The following is a 20,026-nucleotide window of genomic DNA, read 5'->3' as shown; positions in this document are numbered from 1 at the left end:
GGCGCCCTTGTTATTGCTGGCGGCGGCCTATTCCGCGGGATCTATAGGGACAAAAAGCCATCGCTCCCCTTGGCCGCAACCGGTATAATGCGCGACCCGAATTTTTCCAGGTGTTCAAAATGCAGCCGGTACCCAACCTTTTCTCCTATCCCCGCTATTGGGCCGAGTGCTACGGCACGGCGCCCTTCCTGCCCATGTCCCGCAAAGAGATGGACAAGCTGGGTTGGGACAGCTGCGATGTCATTCTGGTGACCGGGGATGCCTATGTGGATCACCCGAGCTTCGGCATGGCGGTGATTGGCCGCATGCTCGAATCCCAGGGCTTTCGGGTCGGCATCATCGCCCAGCCGGACTGGTCATCGAAGGATGACTTTATGCGCCTTGGCAAACCGAACCTCTTCTTCGGGGTGACTGCGGGCAACATGGACTCCATGATCAACCGCTACACCTCCGACAAGAAGCTGCGCCACGACGACGCCTACACCCCGGGGGATGTGGGTGGCAAGCGGCCGGACAGAGCCACTCTGGTCTATACCCAGCGCTGCAAAGAGGCGTTCAAAGAGGTGCCGGTGCTGATTGGCGGTATCGAGGCCTCCCTGCGCCGCATCGCCCACTACGACTACTGGTCCGAGACCATCCGCCGCTCCATCCTGCTTGATGCCAAGGCCGATATCCTGATTTACGGCAACGCCGAGCGACCGCTGATCGAGGTGGCCCACCGCATCGCAGCGGGGGAGAGCATCGACACCATGCAGGACATTCGCGGCACCGCCGTGATCCGCAAGGAGCCGCTGCCGGGCTGGAAAGGGGTGGATTCGAGCAAGCTCGACCAGATTGGCCGCATCGATCCCATCATGAACCCCTATATGGAAGGGGCTCCTTGTTCTGACGATGTGACCGAAGCGGCCCCTGCCGCCCAAGAGGCCCAGCCGGTGCTGGTGCAGCCGCCCAAGCCCAAGCCGTGGGAGCTGACCTATGTCAAGCTGCCGGCGTTCGAGCGGGTCAAAGAGGACAAGGTGCTCTACGCCCACGCCTCGCGCATTCTGCACCACGAGACCAACCCCGGCTGTGCCCGCGCCCTGTCGCAGGCCCATGGTGATCGCATCATCTGGGTTAACCCGCCCGCCTTCCCGCTGGAAACCGACGAGATGGACGGCGTGTTCGGCCTGCCTTACCAGCGGGTGCCGCACCCGGCCTATGGCAACGAGAAGATCCCGGCGTTCGAGATGATCAAGACCTCGGTCAACATCATGCGCGGCTGCTTTGGCGGCTGCTCCTTCTGCTCCATCACCGAGCACGAAGGGCGCATCATCCAGAGCCGTTCGGAAGAGTCGATCCTCAAAGAAATTGAAGATATCCGCGACAAGGTGCCCGGCTTTACCGGCGTTATCTCGGATCTCGGCGGCCCCACCGCCAACATGTACAAGCTGCGCTGCCAGAGTCCCAAGGCCGAGCAGACCTGTCGTCGCGCCTCCTGTGTCTGGCCCACCATCTGCGCCCACATGGACACCGACCACACCCCGACCATCAACCTCTATCGCAAGGCGCGCGACCTCAAGGGGATCAAGAAGATCCTGATCGCCTCCGGGGTGCGTTACGACATCGCGGTAGAAGATCCCCGTTATATCAAGGAGCTGGCCAAGTACCACGTCGGCGGCTACCTCAAGATTGCGCCGGAACACACCGAGGAGGGGCCGCTCTCCAAGATGATGAAGCCGGGCATGGGCAGCTACTACCAGTTCAAGGAGCTGTTCGACAAATACTCGAAAGAGGCGGGCAAGCAGCAATACCTGATCCCCTACTTCATCTCCGCCCACCCGGGCACTACCGATGAAGACATGGTGAATATGGCGCTGTGGGTCAAAGAGAACCGCTTCAAGCTCGATCAGGTGCAGAACTTCTACCCGTCGCCGCTGGCCAACGCCACCACCATGTATTACACCGAGAAAAACCCGCTCAACAAGGTGAGCCGTACCGGTGGCGATGTGTTCGTGGTCAAGGGTGAACGCCGTCGTCGCCTGCACAAGGCGCTGCTGCGCTACCACGATCCGGCTGGTTGGCCGATGATCCGCGAAGCCCTGCTCGCCATGGGCAAGGGCCACCTGATTGGCAACGGCCCCGGCTGTCTGGTGCCAGCGGAAGGGCGTGGTGAGGCGGTGGCCTCGCGCAGCACCAACAAGGGGTTGAAACCGGCCCTGACGCGCCATAGCAACATCAGCCATCAGCGTGGCAATGGTGGTAATGGTGGTAATGGTACGGGTAACAAGGGCACTGGTGGCCAGAGCAACGGACGTGGCAACAGTGCCGCCCGCAGCGAGGCTGGTGCAACTAATGCCCCGGCGGCCAGCAAACATGGCGGCAAGGCGGGCAATGGCAAACCTGTGGGTGGCCAGTTGCAAAAAGGGGCTGGCAACGGCAAGCCCGCAGCTCCAGATGCTAAACCGACAGGGCAGGGGAAACCCGCGCACAAGGGCAAGGCGCCGACCCGCGCTGGCTCTGTCAAGCCGGGAGCCAAACCTGCCACTCAGGGCGGCAAGCCTGCGGCCAAAGGAAATGGCGCTAAACGACCGGCTCGTTAATATTCCTGATTGGGAAAACGATAGAAATAAAAAGGCGACCAGATGGTCGCCTTTTTATTGATTGAAGGTGGGATTACATAGATTTACGCTGCTCGGAGCACTTCAATACCATTCTGTTCAACTGCGGTAATCACCTCGTCCGGTGAAACTCTAAAAAACTCTTTCCTGTTATTGACCAAATTGATCCTGGCATGAGCAAATTTCTGATGTAGTGATGATTCCAGCGCGGGTGCATCGTCACAGTAAAACATCGCATGAACGTCGAAAGTGTCCGGTACGGAAGCATCACCCAACTCACGGACTCGGTCGTATGGGTCTACCCGTCGAGTCATACCTATTTTCACTACATCAGGGCCAAAGGACATTTCGTTAGAAATAACATAGACGTATCCAGCCCGAGTAAGCTGTGCCATCGATACGGCCCTTTTCTCGCGTTGTTTTAGGATCTCTAGCTCCTGTTGGTGCATTGCTAGTAATTCACGTTGTTCCTCAGTCGCCGAATCAAGCTTACTCAATTCTTTTTGAATTAGTCTTTCCATCAACTCCCTGTTCTTTGTCGCTTTTTCTGCCGCAGATTTGATCTTTGCCTCTTCACGCTCGGCTTCATTTTTTAGCCTAGTTTCTTCCCGTTCGCTTTCCTTTATGTCTGTTACCAATTTCACTATTTCATAGGAAAGCATCAACTCTTCAAGTTTTAGTAAAAGGTAGGGATTTTGAATCTGAGTCTTGATTATTTTTCCGCAGTCATTTATTTCATCAAAACTACGTCGTACACGGCTTATTAAGCGATTGATATTATTCCAGTCTGCCAATGAAATTGCTGCATCAACCTCGTTATCGAAGCATCTAAGACGCAATTTAATCTCACGATTAATCAGCGTTTTCGCTTTTGCTTTGCTGTTATTGACCGCTAGGTTATCTCCTAAGGTACAGATGCAAGCTTGCTTATCCTTAACCAGTTTTTTTGCTTCATCCTGAACTTTGGTGAGTCTCGTATTTAGTGCATCTAAACTGGATGAGTCTTTGGAGCTTTTATACATTATCTGATCTACAGTTCCTATACCTATGTCATATTGGCTGATCAGATCTTCTTTCGACCGTAGTGTAGACCTACCATTTTGATAGTCTTGCTGGAGTAATCGATATTTCGCTTCGATTTCACCCAGTTTGGCTTTTTCTTTTTCAACAGGAGAAAAGAGACGTTCTAGCTCATCATAAGTAGGCTTTAATCTTTGTAGATTTTGATAGCAATAAAAAGAAAATACTACAGCGAGAGTGAAACTGATTATGCTAATAATCAACATGATATTTATCCTAGATACTTGCAGGTAATGTGGAAGATAGTTTCGTGTTGCCTGTTTGAGCATGTAATGTAGATCGTATTAGCTCACTCTCACGAAACTCTTTTGCTTCAGTATCAAAGTACCAATCAGATTCAATCCCCATATTTACCATTGCTTCTTTAACTGTTTTCGGATCAGTAATAAAAAATTCTTTTCTAAGATTTTCTTTATTAACTCGATTATCAGAAAATAGTTCATGCAGAGTTTTTTCCACATTCGGTGCATCTTCAACGAACGCTAAGGTATGAACATCAAACTTGTATGGGACACTTGCATCACCTAGTTCGATGACGCGATCCATTGGTTCTAAGCGTCGCGTCATGCCTATTTTCACAACACTCTCACCAAAGCTACCGTGATTGGAAATCACATATACATAACCGGCTCTGGTTAATTGGGCTTGTGAAATAGCGCGACAGTATTTCTCTTCCAGCCTTCGCTTTTCCTCCTCAATTTCATCAATGCGTAATTGCATCCTTGCCCGCTCTTCACCGACCAATTTTTCTGCCGATCTTTGCGCTCTTTTTAATTGTGATTCCGTTACACCGATCTCTTCATCCAACTCATCCACATCATCGCCAGATGACCTTTGTGCTCTGAGTGCGGCTTGTTGTGTTTTCTTTATCTGTTTAAGTTCATCAAGCCTAACCAGCTCTTGATGCCAAACGGTAAGTTCTTTAATTTTAAATTCAAGATACTGAGTTGTAATGAATGCCCCGACGGTTTCACCTAATTTTGTGAGTTGCTCATTCAATCTATATATTTTTTTAAAAGCAACATCATAACTATTCAGCCGCATTTTTTTTCGTATTGTTTCAAACTCGGAATTAAAGGCTTTTAGTAATAATGAGCGATAATCGCCAGTCATTTTTTCACCATCAGATTTACTGCCAAAAAATGTCCAGTTTGATATTGCATCAGTAGCATTTCCTCTTGCTATGCAATTATACTGTTCATCCCTACATTTTTTAATGTTCTCTTTTAAGGACTCGCTATCACCTAGTCTAAATGTAGGTGGTGGTAATCCAATATCAATGAATTTTGAAAGACTCTTTGTTTGTGCTATCCCTTCGTTAAGGGAATTTAATTCCTTTAGTCCATGCTCTATATTATTTTCAATTTTCTTATACTGGACCGAAAGTTGTTCGAGGATTACTTCAATAGGATTTTCATCTATTTGTTTTTGACGGTTTGAAATTAGAGACTCATACTTCTTTTTCTGTCGTAACAAATAAAATCCTAACATCAATAATGTCAGTGCAGCTAAAAAAAACATGATGGGTAAATTTGATGGTACACTTTCCATTATTACGTCCTATAAATTTCATTTATTGAAAACATCATAATTGACTTGATTATCTCTTAATGTTGTCGTGAAAATTGGGACACACACTTTTCTGAGCGATACGTAATGCCACCCAATTTCACGCTCCCGCCTGTGGATTACATCCCGTATGTTGGGCTAAAAATAGTAGGTTGGTGCTGAACGAAGTGAAGCCCAACGTTTACCGAGAAATGTAACTGGAGTTTGTTTTACCGAACTGCCACATCCATGTTTATCCCGTTCTGGTTGGCGCAATAATACTCGCCTGTTGGGCTTCGCTGCGCTCTGCGCCAACCTACGAAAATAAAAATACGCTACCGCCCGTGGATTACAGCTTCCAATATGCTCCCTTGACCTGCGCTGGCAGCAACCCATCGCAGTTCAACAGGTTCTGGATGGCTATGGTAAGTCAAACGAAGCTGTGCCAGCGAGCACAAAACGGAGGTAACCATCAGAAAAACATCGTTTTTTGAGCTGCGTCATCAAATCCCGTATGTTGGGTTAAAAATCGTAGCCCAACGTTGACCTGGGAGTGCAGGGCGCTTGGCTTGCGCCATGGCATCGGGTGATTCAAGGGCGAGAGCTAAATGGCAGCCATAAAAAAACCGGCATCATGGATGCCGGTTTGTTGTTTGACGATGAGCGGGCTGCTTAGCGCAGGATCATCTCGTCACGGCCCGGGCCGACGGAAACCATCGGAACCGGCACACCCAGCAGTGCTTCAATACGCAGCACGTAGTTCTGAGCGGCTTTAGGCAGGCTTTCGAAGGTGCGGCAGCCGGTGATGTCTTCACTCCAGCTTTCCATCACTTCATAGACAGGCTTAAGGGCTGCAGTCTGTGGCCAGATCGGGTTCTCGGTGTGAGCACCTTCATAAGCGACGCAGATCTTCAGATCCGGCAGGCCGGTCAGGCAGTCCAGCTTGGTCAGGGCAACTTCGGTTGCCGCTTGCAGCTCAACACCGTTCTTGGTGGCGACGGCATCGAAGTAGCCAACGTCACGGGGACGACCGGTGGTGGCACCGAACTCGTTGGTGATCTTGCGGAACTCGTCCTGGTTCTCCATGGCGGTCAGCAGGGTGCCGGTACCGACAGAGGAGCTGAATGCCTTGGCCACGGCGATGATGCGCTCTGGGCGCAGTGCCGGCAGGCCGCCACCGATACCGGCATAAGCACCGGAAACGTGGGAGGAGGTGACCCATGGGTACTCACCATAGATGAGGTCACGGCCAGCACCCAGCTGCGCTTCGAACAGCAGGGTCTTGCCTTCAGCCTGCAGCGCTTTGAGCGGCATGCTGACGTTGCACACGGCGTCGATCCACGGGGCAGAGACTTCCAGCAGCCAGTCGGCCATCTCCTGGGCGGTCTGGGTGAATTCGAAGGTCGGATAGATAGCCTTCATCTGCGGCAGTTTCCAGTCCAGCATGAACTGGATGCGCTCGACCAGCACGTCCGGCTGCTTCAGCCAGCCAACCAGGATCGCTTTCTTCATCACGCGATCGCCGTAGGCCGGAGCAATACCTTGACGGGTAGAGCCATAGGCGCCATCGCCCAGACGCAGCTCTTCCAGGGTATCTTCCAGCGCGTGCAGCGGAAGGCAGAGGGTTGCGCGATCAGAGATTGCCAGCTTCGGAGTCACGCCGGAGGCTTTGACTTCATCAAGCTCAACGGTCAGTTTCTCTGGGCTGATCACCATGCCAGGGCCGAGAACAACCAGGCAATCCGGGCTGAATACGCCACTGGGGATTTGGTGCAGCTTGAAGGTGCCAAGATCGTTGACCACGGTGTGGCCAGCGTTGTTGCCGCCCTGGAAGCGAATGCTGGCGCCAGCTTGACCTGCCAGATAATCAACGATGCGGCCTTTGCCTTCATCACCCCAGTTAGCACCTACGACTACGATAGACGACATGACTCTTTCTCCTAAGACGTTAGGCGTCCATCCTAGGAGCCTGATGCGGATTAGAAAAATTAATTATTTTTATAATTCCGATAAGAAAGCCATATAATAGTGGCCAATTAAGCGGCAAACGGCCCAATTTTGCCGTACAGACCGCGTCAATAGCGGGTTGAGGGACTCTTATGCTGGATATTCACTGGCTGCAAACCTTTGTCACCCTGGCCAGATTGCAACATTTTGGCCAAACCGCCACCGAGCTGCACATGACCCAGCCCAATGTCAGCCTGCATCTCAAGCGGCTGGAGCAGGCGACCCGGGTGCGGCTGATCGAGCGCAGCCCGTTTCGGCTGACGCAGGCGGGGGAGCGATTGCTGCAAAGTGCCGAACGCACCATCGCCGAGCTGCAGCTCTGTCAGTCCGATCTCAATGCCCTCAATCAGTTGAGTCAGGGGACGCTGGCCATCGCCGCCAGCGACATTATCTCGCGGCTGCTGCTGATCCAGCCGTTCCAGCGCTTCAAGCGGGAGTTTCCCGGCATCGATCTCACCCTGTTTAACACCACTTCGGATCAGGCCGCCGAGCTGGTCAAGGCGGGCAAGGCGGATTTGGGCTTCGTGATGGCGCAAAAGCGCAGCGAGCCGCTGTTCTATACCGAGCTGCAGCAGGTGACCTGGTGTGCGCTGGGCCACGGGCTGGCACGTTGGCAAGAGCGGGCCATCGCGGGAGAGAGCGATCCCCTCGATGAGCCGACCCTGATCTTGTTGGGCCATGACACCCGTACCCGGGCGGTGATCGATCCGTCCCTGCCGCTGCTGGCGTTGCCCCCTTGCCGCATCATGGAGGTGGGCAGCGTGGATGCCCAGCTCGATTGGGCCGAGGCCGGCTTTGGCGTTGCCATAGTGCCGGATTTTTCTTTGCATCCGCGCCTTAACCTGACCGCGCCGGTCACCAGCCTGAGCGATTTTCCCGGCACCAGTCTGGGCTATGTGGTGCGGCAGAATCAGGTGCTGTCGCGGGCGATCAAGCAACTGCTGCACTGGGTGGAGGAGGAGATCCAGAAGCCCAATCCCTATCTGAACCGGGGATTTGAGCAGTAGCAGGGCAGTCAGGTTGCGCAACCATTTCCACAAGACAATTGCCACCAGCTATTAGCCACAAGCCAGTTAGCGCAAGTGGGCACTCACAATCAGGGCAGCCGAGGCTGCCCTGATGCGTTGCTCTGTGCTGCCCGATTCAGGGTTGCAGCGGCGCGGCTGCGCTGGTGGCGGGTGAGAGGGCCATGTCGGCCTTCTCCTGTGGTGGGGTTTCGCTAGCAGCCGCGCTGCTGGCCGTGGGTTGTGTTCCCTGCGCTGCTGACACCGTTGCCGATGCGGCGCTTGTCTGCAGTTGGGTCGCAGCGGCCGCCGATACCGCAGCCGATACAGCAGGAATAGTTGGCGCGGCGGAGGAGGCCGAGGGTGTCAGGCTGGCGTTGGTCGTCACTTCGGCGGGCGGCGCTGTCAGCTCAGGGGTGACCTCGAGCGCTGCCTCGGGCAGGGGGGCGCTCTCGGTAGCCAGCGCTGCGCTTTCGGTGGTTAGCGCTGCGCTCCCGGTGGCCAGCGCTGCGCTACTGGTGGCGGTGGCATCCGATGGGATGTCGGTAAGGGCTGCCGTCCCTTCGGCGGCACTGGCCTGCATCGCCGTTTGCTCTGCGCCTGAGGTCAACGGCGCCGCTGTGAACTGCTCTGGTGCTAATTGCTCGGGGGTCAGTGATAACGGCTCGGGTGGCTGATCTGACATCCCCGAGTGCAAAGGCAGCTCGGTTTGCGCCTGCAACTGCTCGGGGGTCACCTTGCTCAGGGCGGGATGGAGGCGGCTGAACTGCTTGACTCGGGCCAGCAGGGTATCGCGCACAGTACGAACGATGGGGTCCGGCAAGCTGTCCAGCGTCACCAGTTCGGCGCTCATCCCGATATTGTTGAGAGAGCTGGTCTGCCCCGGATAGAGGTTGGCGGCGATGCGGCTGCGCTGGTAGTAGGGATGATGTTTGAGCAGCTTGTCGACCTGCTCCCCTTCGATGGGGATGAGACGAACTTTGCAGCGATTGATGAGATCGCCAATAGAGAGGCTGGGATGACCCTCGACCACAAAGGCGGCATCCAGCGAGCCATCACACAGGCCTTCCAGTGGTTCACTGTTCGACTTGAGTTGGTAGGCGACAAACTGTCCGGGCTGCCACCCCATCGCCGCCATCAGAGCTTTGCTGGTGATCTGTTCACCGGTGCCAGGGTTGCCCGGATAGACCCGCTTCCCTTCGATATCCGCCAGGGTGGTGATGCCGCTATTGGGGGCTGCCAGCAGGGTCAGCGACTCCTGATAGAGACGAAACAGGCTGCGCAGCTCATGGTTGGCGCCCTGCCCGCTGAACGGGCCACTGCCGTGCAGGGCGTGGTGCAACACATCGGACTGCACCAGCGCCAGCTGTACTTCCCCCTTGTTCAACGCCTTGAGGTTAGCCATGGAGCCACGGGTGCTCTGCACGGTGCAGCTGTCCCCGTGCAGGGCATGGCCAGCATTGAGCACCCGGCAGATGGCACCGCCCGTCGGGTAGTAGACGCCATTGAGCGGGCCGGTTCCTATGGTCAGTGCCTGACTGCTCAAGGGGAGCAGCGCAGGTAGCGCACAGAGGGGGAGCAGAAGGTGACGCAAGATCCGTAGAGACATAATTGACCGTTTACTAAGTGGAGCTGTGGCTGACGACGCCGGGTAACAAAGGATGGGGCTGACCCCATCCCGTTGCCGCTTGACTAGGGCTTGCTGTGGTTGAGGATTGCCCCTTCCATTCGCGCCAGCGCGTCGGTCAGCCGTGCCTTGGTGCAGCCGAAGTTCAGCCGCACGAACTGGCCATTGCCAAATTGGGCACCCGGTGAGAGCCCGACCCCGGCCTGCTCGAAGAAGGCGATGGGGTCGGCAAGGCCAAGGGCGCTGACATCGATCCAGGCCAGATAAGTGGCTTGATGGCTGGCCAGCGTGACGCCGGGCCAGCGGGCAACCGCCTGCTGGATCAGGGCCAGATTGGCCGCCAGATAGTCGAGTTGCTCGCAGAGCCACTGCTCGCCACCCTCATAGGCTGCTTCGGCGGCGACAAAGCCCAGCAGATTGACATCGGCGCTGATGCCGCGCATTGCCTGCTGCAGCCTAAAGCGCAGACGGGCGTTGGGGATGATGGCGAAGGAGCAGCACAGACCGGCGATATTGAAGGTCTTGCTCGGGGCCATCATCACCGCGCAGCGCTCGGCCGCTTCTGGGCTGATGGCGCCGTAGGGAATGTGGCGGGCATGTTTATCCAGCAGCAGATCGCAGTGGATTTCATCGGAGCAGATCACCAGATTGTGGCGCGCGGCGATGGCGTCGATGGCCAGCAGCTCGTCACGGGTGAAGATGGTGCCGCCCGGGTTGTGGGGGTTGCAGAGCAGCAGCAGATCTGCGGCGGGGGCCTGACGCTCCAGCTCTGCCAGATCCAGCACCCAGCGTCCTGCCTCTTCAATCATTGGCACTGTGAGCAGCGGACGGTCGTTGAAGCCGGGCGCCTGCAAGAAGGGGTAATAGACCGGCTTGGGAGTGATAATGCCCCGGCCATGCTGGCTCCACGCCTTGCAGGCGAGGTTGAGGCCGGGCACTACGCCGGGCAGGAACACCAGCCACTCGGGCTCGATTGCCCAGCCATAGCGGGTCGCCATCCGTTCGATAATGAGTTCGATCAGGCGCTGCGAGGGGCGCGAGTAGCCAAAAATACCGTGGGCAACCCGGGCGGTCAGCGCCTCGACCACCGCAGGGGGGGAGGCAAAGTCGGTGTCGGCAACCCACATGGGCAGCACATCCTGATCCTTGTACTTGTCCCACTTCAGGCTCATGGTGCCACTGCGCTCTATTTCCCGATCAAAATCAAACATGCGAACTCCTTGTGCTGGTCGGATGGGGGTTCACTCTACGGGGTCACGGCCTCCCTCGCAAGGCGCACACCCGCTTATGCCATCCTTGAACCTGCTCTTGATAGTGACATAAGATAAGCGCCGAATTTTCATACGGCCGCAGCCAGTTGGCCCGCCTTTTTCCTTCCAATCAGTGGTAACGCAATGAGCTTGTCGATAGCGGCGGTAAAACGCCCGGATCCGGTGTCCCTTTCATTTCTGGCGGTGACCTTCATGACTGGCGTCGCGGTGGCGCTGCAGGTGCCGACCTTGAGCCTGTTTCTGGCCGAGGAGGTGCAGGTGCGCCCGGTACTGGTCGGGCTCTTTTACACCATCAATGCGGTGGTGGGCATTCTGGTCACCCAGTGGCTGGGTCATCGCTCCGACAACAAGGGGGATCGCAAACGGCTGATCCTGCGCTGCTGTTTTGCCGGGGTGGCCCTTTCGCTGCTGTTTGCCTGGAACCGTAATTACTGGTTATTGGCGAGTCTGGGGGTGTTGCTGGCGGCATTGGCGGCTACCGCCAGCCCCCAGCTGTTTGCTCTGGCGCGGGAGTATTCGGACAGCCGGAACAAGCGGGCAGACATGTTCAGCTCGGTGATGCGGGCCCAGTTTTCGCTGGCCTGGGTGATAGGCCCACCCATCGCCTTTGCGCTGGCCATCGGCTATGGCTTCGAGCTGATGTACCTGGCCTCGGCGCTGGCCTATCTGCTCTGCGCGTTTGTGGTGTGGCGCTGGTTGCCCTCCCTGCCGCTACCCAAAATGGCTGAAGAGACCGAGCGGGTCAGCAGCTGGCGGGACCCGGCAGTGCGGGCGCTCTTTATTGCTTCCACCCTGATGTGGACCTGCAACAGCATGTACCTCATCAATATGCCGCTTTATATCACCCGGGAGCTGGGACTGGATGAGAAGCTTGCAGGGATATTGATGGGCACTGCCGCTGCCATCGAGATCCCCTTTATGTTGCTGGCAGGCTACTACACGGCCCGTTTTGGCAAGCGCCCCATGATGTTGCTGGCGGTGCTGTCCGGCGCTTTGTTTTATGGCGGACTGGTGACCCTCACCGATCAACATGCCCTGATTGGGCTGCAGCTGTTTAATGCCATTTTCATCGGCATAGTGGCAGGGATCGGCATGTCCTATTTTCAGGATCTGATGCCGGGACGGGCGGGGGTGGCGACCACCCTGTTTGCCAACAGTATCCGTACCGGTTCCATCATGGCAGGGGCCATCGCCGGTGTGGTGGCGGAGGTGTGGAGTTTTCACGGGGTCTTTATGGTGGCACTGGGATTGGCGCTGGTGGCACTGGCCGCCTGCTGGCGGGTGCCCGACGTCTGACGGGGGATTTAGCTGTTATTTGCCGTGCCGGGGCTGGATGCGTGGGAGCTGTGCTGACTCACTCTGATATTCGTTGCGCAGGCAGCGTAGCAGCAGTTCGGTCGCGGGGCCGAGGGATTCCGGGGAGAGGGTCAGCAGATAGGTGTAGAGGTGGCGCTCGTTGCCACTTTCCAGATCCAGCTGTACCAGCGAGCCTTCCGCCAGCTCCCGCTCCACCAGATGACGCGGCAGCCAGGCGTAGCCAAGGCCGAGACGCAGCATGGCGGTCACTTCGTGGTAGTGGGTGGCCTTCCAGCCGATGTCATCCGCATCGTTCCAGTCTACCGAGCGGTGAATGGGGGGATGCAGGCTTATCTGGTTGTGGCCGATCAGCACATCGCTGCGGATCGCCCCCTTCTCCTGTGCCAGTGGATGGCTGGCGGCGCAGAGGGGCAGCAGGGATACCTCGTCCAGCGGCAGACCAGCCTGATCGCCGGGCAGGTGCTCCGAGAGCATCAGATCCCCCGGCTGCAGGGCATTGAAGTGACAGTGAATACGTTCGTGCAGATTGATCCGGCAACCCCGGCTGCGGGGATAGAAGCTGGCCAGCGCCCGATAGAGGCGATCCCTTGGCTGCAACGCCGAGACATAGAGGTTGATCTGCGGCTCCCAATGGCGCTCTAGGTTGTTGGCCAGATTCTCCAGCTCCTCCACCTGCTGGCTCAACTGCCGTGCCCGCTTGAGGAAGATCTCTCCCGCCGGGGTCAGCACCGCCTTGCGGCCGCGCACCTCCAGCAAGGGCACTCCCAGACTCTGCTGCAACTTCGCAACCGCATGATTGAGGGAGGACTGGCTCTTGTTCAGCGCCTCGGCCGCCTGGGCATAGCCGCCGCAATCGACTACCGCCTGAAAGATCCGCCATTGCTCAAACGTGCTCTTGGGACGAAACATAATTCAACCTGATTGGAGATAGGATGGTCAGGGGCTGCTACAGGGAGCCGAAGCTCCCTATTCAATTTAATCCCTGCGGCACAACTCTCTGGGTATTTTATTGATTTATTTGGGCTGAGCCACGCAACTTGTTTATTTGGGCTGCGCTACCTGCTTATTTGGGCTGCGCCATCTGTTTATTTCGGCTGGGCCACAAAAGTCTGGCCGGTTTTGCCGCGGCTGCCTGACCCCATCAGGTAAAGGTAGAGCGGCATCAGATCGGCTGGCGTCTTGAGGTTCATGGGATCTTCCGCCGGGAAGGCGCTGGCGCGCATCTTGGTGCGGGTACCGCCCGGGTTTAGGGTGTTGACCCGCACGCCGGTGTTCTCCAGCTCGTCGGCCAGCACTTCCATCATCCCCTCGATGGCGAATTTGGAGATGGCATAGGTGCCCCAGTAGGCGCGCCCTTTGCGACCCACGCTGGAGGAGGTGTAGACGATGGAGGCTTCGCCCTGCGCCTTGGCGGTCTGGCGCAGCAGTGGCAGCAGCGCCTGGGTCAGCAGGAATTCCGATTTGACGTTGACCTGCATCACCTCGTCCCACTCTTTCTCTTGAATGTGTTCAAACGGGGAGAGGGTGCCGAGCAGACCGGCGTTGAACAGCACACCGTCGAGGCGGCCAAACTGCTGGGCGAAGGTTTCGGCCATGCCGCGGTAGTGGGCAGCAGTGGCCCCTTTCAGATCCACCGGCACTATGGCGGGCAGCGGATAACCGGCGGCTTCAATCTGGTCATACACGGCTTCGAGTTTGGCGCTGGTGCGGCCGAGCAGGATCACGGTGGCACCGTGGGCGGCGTAGGTGAGGGCGGCTTCGCGGCCGATCCCGTCGCCGGCACCGGTGACCAGAATGACTTTATCCTTGAGCAGATCGCGGGGTGCCTGATAATCGAGCATGACAACTCCTGTTAACAAATTCCGGCCATAAGTGCATGGCAATCGGCGCCAAGTGTACTGATCCGCGCGCCTGTTTGACCAGCCAGTGGCAAGAAAAATGTGAACAAAATAGAGAGGTTGTGATGGTACAGTTGGTTTTTCGGCACGCTGACTGCGATTTTTTGCGCGCATCCGCCAAACTCCCTAGAATGTGACGAAAACCGATCCATTGTGGAGTCCATCGTGACATTTCTGACCGAATACGGCCTGTTTCTGGCCAAGACAGTGACCTTCCTGCTGGCCATCGGCGCCATCATCCTGATGATCGTCAGCAGCCGCCAGCCGAAAGCGCGCAAGGGAGAGCTGGTGGTGACCGATCTTTCGAGCGAGCTGGAGCAGGGGCAGTTTGCGCTCAAGAGCGCGCTGGCCAGCAAGGCCGAGCGCAAGGTGCTGGAAAAGCAGCAGAAAGAGGAGCAGAAAAAGCGCGCCAAGGCGGGTGATGAGCGCAGCCGCCTGTTCGTGATCGATTTCAACGGCAGCATGGATGCCAAAGAGGTGGCCTCCCTGCGCGAAGAGGTGAGCGCGGTGATCGGGGTTGCCCAGCCCGGCGACGAGGTGCTGCTGCGACTCGAATCCGGTGGCGGCGTGGTGCATGGCTACGGCTTGGCCGCTTCCCAACTGCAGCGGCTGCGGGACAAGGGGGTCAAACTCACGGTGGCCATCGACAAGGTGGCGGCGAGCGGCGGCTACATGATGGCCTGCGTGGCGGATCAGATCCTGGCTGCCCCCTTTGCCATCGTCGGCTCCATCGGGGTGATCGCCCAGCTGCCGAACTTCAACAAGCTGCTGAAAAAGCACGACATCGAATTCGAGATGCACACCGCCGGTCAGTACAAGCGCACCATCACCATGTTCGGTGAGAACGACGATCTGGGGCGCGAGAAGTTTCGCGAGGAGCTGGCGGCGATCCACGATCGCTTCAAGACCTTTGTGGCCGAGCACCGCCCGCAACTCGATATCGATCAGGTCACTACCGGTGAGCACTGGCTGGCGAGTCAGGCCAAGGGACTGGGTCTGGTGGATACCCTCTGCACCAGCGATGACTACCTGCTGGCGCAGGCCTGCCACCACAAGGTGATCGGCATCAGCTATCGCAAGCCAAAAAGCCTGACTCAGAAGCTGGGGCAGCAGGGCGCGCAGGCGCTCGAAGCCGGACTGGGGCGTTTGTGGCAGCAGAGCCCCTGGCGCTAAGCCCGCCCCTCTGGTGTTAGCCTGAGGGAATCCCGTGATAAAAAGGCCAGCCGGTGCCCACCGGCTGGCCTTTTTGCATCCGGTGGCACCTTGATGTTGAGCGAGCATTGTTTCTATTGAAGCCCTCTGTTACAACTGAATGCTTTCCCCGTTTAATGAAGGATCTTGTGGTAACCGCTGCGGGGTCATGGAGCAGAGCTATGTTATGGAGCACCTTCAGGCACTTTACCCCGCTGGTCTGGATCGTCATTCTGGGCACCTTCATGGTGCGCACCAGCTACTACATGGTGTGGCCCTTCCTCTCCATTTTGCTCTATCGGGAGTATGACCTCTCGGCCACCTTCATCGGCCTGTTGCTGGGGGGCTCGATGGCCCTCTCCACTCTGGTGAGTTTTTACGGCGGCTGGCTCTCTGATCGCTTCGGGCGGCGCAGCATACTGCTGGCCGGTTGTCTGGTGGCGATGCTCTGTTTCGGACTGCTCGGCTTTTCGCACACAGTGTTCTGGCTCGGGATCGGGGTGATGGGCAGTGGCCTCTCGTCGGGGCTCATCGATGCCCCCGGCAAGGCGCTGATGGCCGACAGCCTGGCCTCGGCCAAGGCGCGGGAGTTGGCACTGCACCTGCGCTATTTTCTGCTCAACCTGGGGGCTGCGTTGGGGCCGCTGCTCGGGGTGACCCTCGGGATCAACGCCCAGCAGGAGACCTTCCTGTTTCTGGTGGTGAGCTATCTGCTGCTGGCGCTGGCCTTTGGCTGGGGATTTCGTAAAGCTGGCAGCGAAGGCAAGTCGGGGGCGACTGGCCCCGGGCTGCGGGATGCCATCAAGGTGTTGCTGGCGGATCGCGCCTTTCTGCTGCTGGTGATGGCCAACCTGTTGATGGTGCTGGTCTACTCCCAGTTTCACTCGCCGCTGGTGCAATATCTGACCCGGGCCGGTATGCCGCAGGTGGCCGAGCTGATTGCCCTGCTGGTGGCAACCAATGCCCTGACCGTGGTGCTGCTGCAATTTCCGCTGCTGCGGTTGCTGTCGCGCTGGCCGGTGCGGGTGCGGCTTCATATCGGCATGGCGCTCTTTCTGGCGGCCCAGCTGCTCTTCGCGCTGGGGGACCCGACGGTGCGCAGCCACTGGTTTGGTGCCGTGCTGCTGCTCAGCATCGGCGAGACCATCCTGTTCCCCCTGCTCAATGTGCTGATCGACCAGATGGCCCCCGCCCACCTCAAGGGAAGCTACTTTGGCGCCAGCGCACTGGCAGGATTGGGCGGGGCCGCAGGCGCCCTGCTGGGAGGCTGGATCCTCGAGCAGTGGAGCGGCCAGCTGCTCTATGTGCTGATGGCGCTGCTCTGTGTGGTCACCTTTTGGCTTTATGAAGCTGGCGCCCGTCATCATGGGCGGCGGAGCTCCTCCGCTCGGGAGGAGGCCGCCAGGTAGTGCTCTCGCAGAGCAGCCAAGGTGCCGTGATTAAAAGGTCAGTACCTTGTCGGCGGCCAGGGTCCACTGGGCCAGCATCGGCAGGGTGCCGATCTCAATGCCCTCGATCAGTGTCAGGGCAGTGATGCCACGGGCGTCGGTGCAGGTTTTGCACAGGCGAATGGTCACCCCTTGCGCCAGCAGGATCTCCAGCATCTGGCGCAGGTTGTACCCTTCGGCCGGTGCCTGACCGGCCAGCGCTGCGCTCACCGCATCGGACATCAGGAACAGTTTGAGGCTGGCGCCACCCTGCTCGTTGAGGGCGATAGCGAGACGCAGGGCGTTGAACAGGGATTCGCTGCCGTAAGGGGCGCCGTTGGCAATCACCACAATCTGTTGATTCATAAGAGACTCCTGATCCTAAAAAGCGTCATTGTAGAACCAATAGGGTGGCGATTGCGTGATGTCGCACAACTTCTGTCGCACCTTTTTCCTGCTTGCTTGACCCGTTGGCGGAACGCGGTTCTTATGGTCAGTTCGCAAACATGACCGGGTGAATCGAGATGTGGAAAAGTGTAGGAACAGGATTGCTGTTGTTGGCGAGTCAGGCTCACGCCAGTCAACCGGTCGGCTGCGATGCGCGCTTGCAGGCAGTCAATGATCAGCTGGTGTTTGCCAAGGCGCACAACAACAGCGGGGAAATTGCCGGATTGGAGAGTGCCACCCGCAATATCAAGACCTATTGCACCGATGAGGGGTTGCTCGAAGAGCAGCAACAGCGGGTGAGTCAGCGTCAGCGCGAAGTGACGGATCGTCAACGTGACTTGCAGGAGGCGACGGCTGGCGGCAAGCCGGAGAAGATCGCCAAGCGGCAGGCCAAGCTGGAGGCAGCCCAAACCCAGTTGCTGGAGGCCCAGCGCGAACTGGAAGCCTTGAAGCGGTTGGTCAGTAAGTGATGATCTGCGACTGACCGCAGGATCAAAAAAGGCCGATTGCTCGGCCTTTTTTCATTTAACTCTAACTGTGCATCTGCTACTGCCGGTTTTACTGTCTGTGCATCCGCACAAACTTCTCCATCAGCTGATCTTCGGTCTCCACATGAGCGGGATCCCAGATGATGCAGTCGATAGGGCAGACACTGATACAGGTCGGTTTCTCATAGTGACCGACGCACTCGGTGCAGCGACTGGGGTCGATCTCGTAGATCTCCTCGCCAAGCGTGATGGCCTGGTTGGGGCACTCGGGATCGCACATGTCACAGTTGATGCACTTGTCGGTGATGAGCAGTGACATCTCAAGCGGCCGAATGGGGCTGACGGGTATCCTGACGCTCGCCGAGGTTGCGCAGCAGGATGCCGAAGTTGACGTCTACTTCTTTCGGCACCGGCACATAGACCACGTGACCGTTGCCCGGCGCGGTATCAATCAGCTCGCCCTTGCGGTTCTGCATCTGCTCCAGATTGAAGCTGAGGTTGCCCTGCGGGGTCATCAGCTCCAGGCTGTTGCCCACCAGGAACTTGTTCTTCACCTCGACCTCGACCATGTCGCCGTTACGACCGGTGATCTCGCCGACAAACTGCTGGGTGTCGGAGACCGAGTAGCCGTAGTCGTAGTTCTGGTACTCGCTGTGGTTATGACGGCGCAGGAAGCCCTCGGTATAGCCGCGGTGGGCCAGATTCTCGAGGGTGCCCATCAGGCTGCGATCGAACGGACGACCCGCCACCGCATCGTCAATGGCCTTGCGATAGACCTGAGCGGTGCGCGCGCAGTAGTAGAAGGACTTGGTGCGGCCTTCGATTTTCAGTGAGTGAACGCCCATCTTGGTCAGTCGCTCGACGTGCTCGACGGCGCGCAAGTCCTTGGAGTTCATGATGTAGGTGCCGTGTTCGTCTTCAAACGCGCTCATGTATTCGCCCGGGCGGTTGGACTCTTCCAGCAGTACCAGCGCATCGGTCGGTTTGCCAAGGCCCAGGGTGTTGTCCGGGCGGATGGCGATGGGCTCCTGACGGTGGACGATCTGGCCCACGTCATCTTCCTTGCCCTCGTGCACCTTGTACTCCCAGCGGCAGGAGTTGGTGCAGGTGCCCTGATTGGGGTCACGCTTGTTGATGTAGCCGGAGAGCAGGCAGCGGCCGGAGTAGGCCATACAGAGGGCGCCGTGGACGAATACTTCCAGCTCCATCTCCGGCACCTGCATGCGGATCTCTTCGATCTCGTCCAGCGACAGCTCACGGGAGAGAATGGCACGAGTCAGGCCCATCTGATGCCAGAACTTCACCGTGGCCCAGTTGACCGCGTTGGCCTGCACCGAGAGGTGAACCGGCATATCCGGGAAGGCTTCGCGCATCATCATGATAAGACCGGGGTCGGACATGATCAGCGCATCCGGCTTCATCTCCACTACCGGGCGCATGTCGCGGATAAAGGTCTTGAGCTTGGAGTTGTGGGGCTGGATGTTGGCCACCACATAGAACTGCTTGCCCAGCGCATGAGCTTCGTTGATGCCCAGCTGCAGGTTTTCGTGATCGAATTCGTTGTTGCGCACCCGCAGGCTGTAGCGGGGCTGGCCGGCATAGACGGCATCGGCGCCATAGGCATAGGCGTAACGCATGTTCTTGAGGGAACCTGCGGGGGAGAGCAATTCTGGTTTAAACATGGCGGACTCTTTAATATCTGATTGCAAATCAGGACGATGCCACCTGATGGCATCGTAGTGGTTGAGTAGCGGTGCAAGATGACACTCCGAGAGGAGGTTCAATGCCGCGCGACCCGATGACGGCATATCCGTGGCTATCTAAAAAAGGTGCGCCGGATATTCGGGGTGCGAGATTGTACTCGCCCCCACGTCATCATGCAATTTGGCAGGAATGTAACCGGAATTGAAAATCAGTTTTTGGCAATGTGTGGTGATGATTGAGCGGGAGTTTCCGGTGTTCAATTACCCGGTACGAGTTGAAACTGGGGGAACTGTTCACTCATAAAATTGGCTCTGTCCCAATTATGTGTTGAAAGGCTAAGCTTGAAGTAGGCCATCACCTTGAGGTCTACCATCATGGATACCCCAGCCTTTCAACACCTGTTGTCTCTCTTTCCACAGC

The 20,026-nt window shown here is 57.4% G+C and carries 16 protein-coding genes; 6 read left to right on the top strand and 10 right to left on the bottom strand.

Annotated features, from left to right (window positions below):
• The first annotated feature begins 119 nt into the window (after positions 1 to 119).
• Positions 120 to 2,579 carry a YgiQ family radical SAM protein gene (locus CF137_RS11880; protein WP_139719211.1) on the top strand — a complete coding sequence of 820 codons (2,460 nt, stop codon included), beginning with the start codon at positions 120 to 122 and terminating at the stop codon, positions 2,577 to 2,579.
• Between the two features lie 83 nt (positions 2,580 to 2,662).
• Here the strand turns inward: CF137_RS11880 and CF137_RS11875 are convergent, their stop codons facing one another.
• From CF137_RS11875 to CF137_RS11865, 3 genes are all read right to left on the bottom strand, one after another.
• Complete coding sequence (locus CF137_RS11875) at positions 2,663 to 3,883, bottom strand: SNIPE associated domain-containing protein (protein WP_162515924.1); 1,221 nt, start codon at positions 3,881 to 3,883, stop codon at positions 2,663 to 2,665.
• A 10-nt stretch (positions 3,884 to 3,893) separates the two neighbouring features.
• Positions 3,894 to 5,228, bottom strand: a complete 1,335-nt coding sequence (locus CF137_RS22280) for an SNIPE associated domain-containing protein (protein WP_139719207.1) — start codon at positions 5,226 to 5,228, stop codon at positions 3,894 to 3,896.
• A 669-nt stretch (positions 5,229 to 5,897) separates the two neighbouring features.
• Positions 5,898 to 7,154 (bottom strand): adenylosuccinate synthetase, encoded by a 1,257-nt coding sequence (locus tag CF137_RS11865; protein WP_042020579.1) that lies wholly within the window; start codon positions 7,152 to 7,154, stop codon positions 5,898 to 5,900.
• 170 nt (positions 7,155 to 7,324) lie between these two features.
• On the opposite strand from CF137_RS11865, the gene CF137_RS11860 reads away from it, so the two are divergent.
• A complete protein-coding gene (locus tag CF137_RS11860; protein ID WP_139719205.1) occupies positions 7,325 to 8,239 on the top strand; it encodes a LysR family transcriptional regulator in 915 nt (304 codons plus the stop codon).
• Positions 8,240 to 8,375: 136 nt separating this feature from the next.
• On the opposite strand, the gene CF137_RS11855 is transcribed toward CF137_RS11860, so the two are convergent.
• Positions 8,376 to 9,845 carry a TAXI family TRAP transporter solute-binding subunit gene (locus tag CF137_RS11855; RefSeq protein WP_139719203.1) on the bottom strand — a complete coding sequence of 490 codons (1,470 nt, stop codon included), beginning with the start codon at positions 9,843 to 9,845 and terminating at the stop codon, positions 8,376 to 8,378.
• An 83-nt stretch (positions 9,846 to 9,928) separates the two neighbouring features.
• Positions 9,929 to 11,074 carry a MalY/PatB family protein gene (locus CF137_RS11850; protein WP_101347687.1) on the bottom strand — a complete coding sequence of 382 codons (1,146 nt, stop codon included), beginning with the start codon at positions 11,072 to 11,074 and terminating at the stop codon, positions 9,929 to 9,931.
• Positions 11,075 to 11,257: 183 nt separating this feature from the next.
• Between CF137_RS11850 and CF137_RS11845 the strand changes: the two genes are divergently transcribed.
• Positions 11,258 to 12,430: an MFS transporter gene (locus CF137_RS11845; RefSeq protein ID WP_139719200.1), complete on the top strand. Its 1,173-nt coding sequence runs from the start codon at positions 11,258 to 11,260 to the stop codon at positions 12,428 to 12,430.
• 15 nt (positions 12,431 to 12,445) lie between these two features.
• Here the strand turns inward: CF137_RS11845 and CF137_RS11840 are convergent, their stop codons facing one another.
• The gene (locus CF137_RS11840; RefSeq protein WP_139719198.1) at positions 12,446 to 13,360 is read right to left on the bottom strand and encodes a LysR family transcriptional regulator; all 915 of its coding nucleotides are present in this window, start codon (positions 13,358 to 13,360) and stop codon (positions 12,446 to 12,448) included.
• A gap of 176 nt (positions 13,361 to 13,536) precedes the next feature.
• A complete protein-coding gene (locus CF137_RS11835) occupies positions 13,537 to 14,292 on the bottom strand; it encodes a YciK family oxidoreductase (protein ID WP_139719196.1) in 756 nt (251 codons plus the stop codon).
• A 222-nt stretch (positions 14,293 to 14,514) separates the two neighbouring features.
• Here CF137_RS11835 and sohB point away from each other — a divergent pair, with 222 nt between their 5' ends.
• Both sohB and CF137_RS11825 read left to right on the top strand, forming a co-directional pair.
• A complete protein-coding gene (sohB, locus tag CF137_RS11830) occupies positions 14,515 to 15,522 on the top strand; it encodes a protease SohB (RefSeq protein ID WP_139719195.1) in 1,008 nt (335 codons plus the stop codon).
• A gap of 200 nt (positions 15,523 to 15,722) precedes the next feature.
• Positions 15,723 to 16,949: an MFS transporter gene (locus CF137_RS11825; RefSeq protein WP_139719193.1), complete on the top strand. Its 1,227-nt coding sequence runs from the start codon at positions 15,723 to 15,725 to the stop codon at positions 16,947 to 16,949.
• A 30-nt stretch (positions 16,950 to 16,979) separates the two neighbouring features.
• On the opposite strand, the gene CF137_RS11820 is transcribed toward CF137_RS11825, so the two are convergent.
• Positions 16,980 to 17,333 (bottom strand): DsrE/DsrF/TusD sulfur relay family protein, encoded by a 354-nt coding sequence (locus CF137_RS11820; protein WP_139719191.1) that lies wholly within the window; start codon positions 17,331 to 17,333, stop codon positions 16,980 to 16,982.
• A gap of 158 nt (positions 17,334 to 17,491) precedes the next feature.
• Here CF137_RS11820 and CF137_RS11815 point away from each other — a divergent pair, with 158 nt between their 5' ends.
• Complete coding sequence (locus CF137_RS11815) at positions 17,492 to 17,884, top strand: DUF1090 domain-containing protein (RefSeq protein WP_139719189.1); 393 nt, start codon at positions 17,492 to 17,494, stop codon at positions 17,882 to 17,884.
• 88 nt (positions 17,885 to 17,972) lie between these two features.
• On the opposite strand, the gene CF137_RS11810 is transcribed toward CF137_RS11815, so the two are convergent.
• Entirely contained in the window at positions 17,973 to 18,221 is a 249-nt protein-coding gene (locus tag CF137_RS11810) for a YfhL family 4Fe-4S dicluster ferredoxin (RefSeq protein ID WP_042020594.1), read from the bottom strand.
• Position 18,222: 1 nt separating this feature from the next.
• On the bottom strand, positions 18,223 to 19,584 hold the full coding sequence (gene trhP, locus CF137_RS11805) for a prephenate-dependent tRNA uridine(34) hydroxylase TrhP (protein WP_042020596.1): 1,362 nt from the start codon (positions 19,582 to 19,584) through the stop codon (positions 18,223 to 18,225).
• Positions 19,585 to 20,026: the final 442 nt, after the last annotated feature.

The organism is Aeromonas sobria (genome assembly GCF_006243315.1).
Classification (GTDB): domain Bacteria; phylum Pseudomonadota; class Gammaproteobacteria; order Enterobacterales; family Aeromonadaceae; genus Aeromonas; species Aeromonas sobria_A.
This window is presented reverse-complemented; position numbering and strand designations above follow the sequence as displayed.

Coding starts and splice junctions, on each gene's coding strand:
- CF137_RS11880 (WP_139719211.1), top strand. CDS start 120: ATGCAGCCGGTACCCAACCTTTTCTCCTATCCCCGCTATTGGGCCGAG.
- CF137_RS11875 (WP_162515924.1), bottom strand. CDS start 3,883: ATGTTGATTATTAGCATAATCAGTTTCACTCTCGCTGTAGTATTTTCT.
- CF137_RS22280 (WP_139719207.1), bottom strand. CDS start 5,228: ATGGAAAGTGTACCATCAAATTTACCCATCATGTTTTTTTTAGCTGCA.
- CF137_RS11865 (WP_042020579.1), bottom strand. CDS start 7,154: ATGTCGTCTATCGTAGTCGTAGGTGCTAACTGGGGTGATGAAGGCAAA.
- CF137_RS11860 (WP_139719205.1), top strand. CDS start 7,325: ATGCTGGATATTCACTGGCTGCAAACCTTTGTCACCCTGGCCAGATTG.
- CF137_RS11855 (WP_139719203.1), bottom strand. CDS start 9,845: ATGTCTCTACGGATCTTGCGTCACCTTCTGCTCCCCCTCTGTGCGCTA.
- CF137_RS11850 (WP_101347687.1), bottom strand. CDS start 11,074: ATGTTTGATTTTGATCGGGAAATAGAGCGCAGTGGCACCATGAGCCTG.
- CF137_RS11845 (WP_139719200.1), top strand. CDS start 11,258: ATGAGCTTGTCGATAGCGGCGGTAAAACGCCCGGATCCGGTGTCCCTT.
- CF137_RS11840 (WP_139719198.1), bottom strand. CDS start 13,360: ATGTTTCGTCCCAAGAGCACGTTTGAGCAATGGCGGATCTTTCAGGCG.
- CF137_RS11835 (WP_139719196.1), bottom strand. CDS start 14,292: ATGCTCGATTATCAGGCACCCCGCGATCTGCTCAAGGATAAAGTCATT.
- CF137_RS11825 (WP_139719193.1), top strand. CDS start 15,723: ATGTTATGGAGCACCTTCAGGCACTTTACCCCGCTGGTCTGGATCGTC.
- CF137_RS11820 (WP_139719191.1), bottom strand. CDS start 17,333: ATGAATCAACAGATTGTGGTGATTGCCAACGGCGCCCCTTACGGCAGC.
- CF137_RS11815 (WP_139719189.1), top strand. CDS start 17,492: ATGTGGAAAAGTGTAGGAACAGGATTGCTGTTGTTGGCGAGTCAGGCT.
- CF137_RS11810 (WP_042020594.1), bottom strand. CDS start 18,221: ATGTCACTGCTCATCACCGACAAGTGCATCAACTGTGACATGTGCGAT.
- trhP (WP_042020596.1), bottom strand. CDS start 19,584: ATGTTTAAACCAGAATTGCTCTCCCCCGCAGGTTCCCTCAAGAACATG.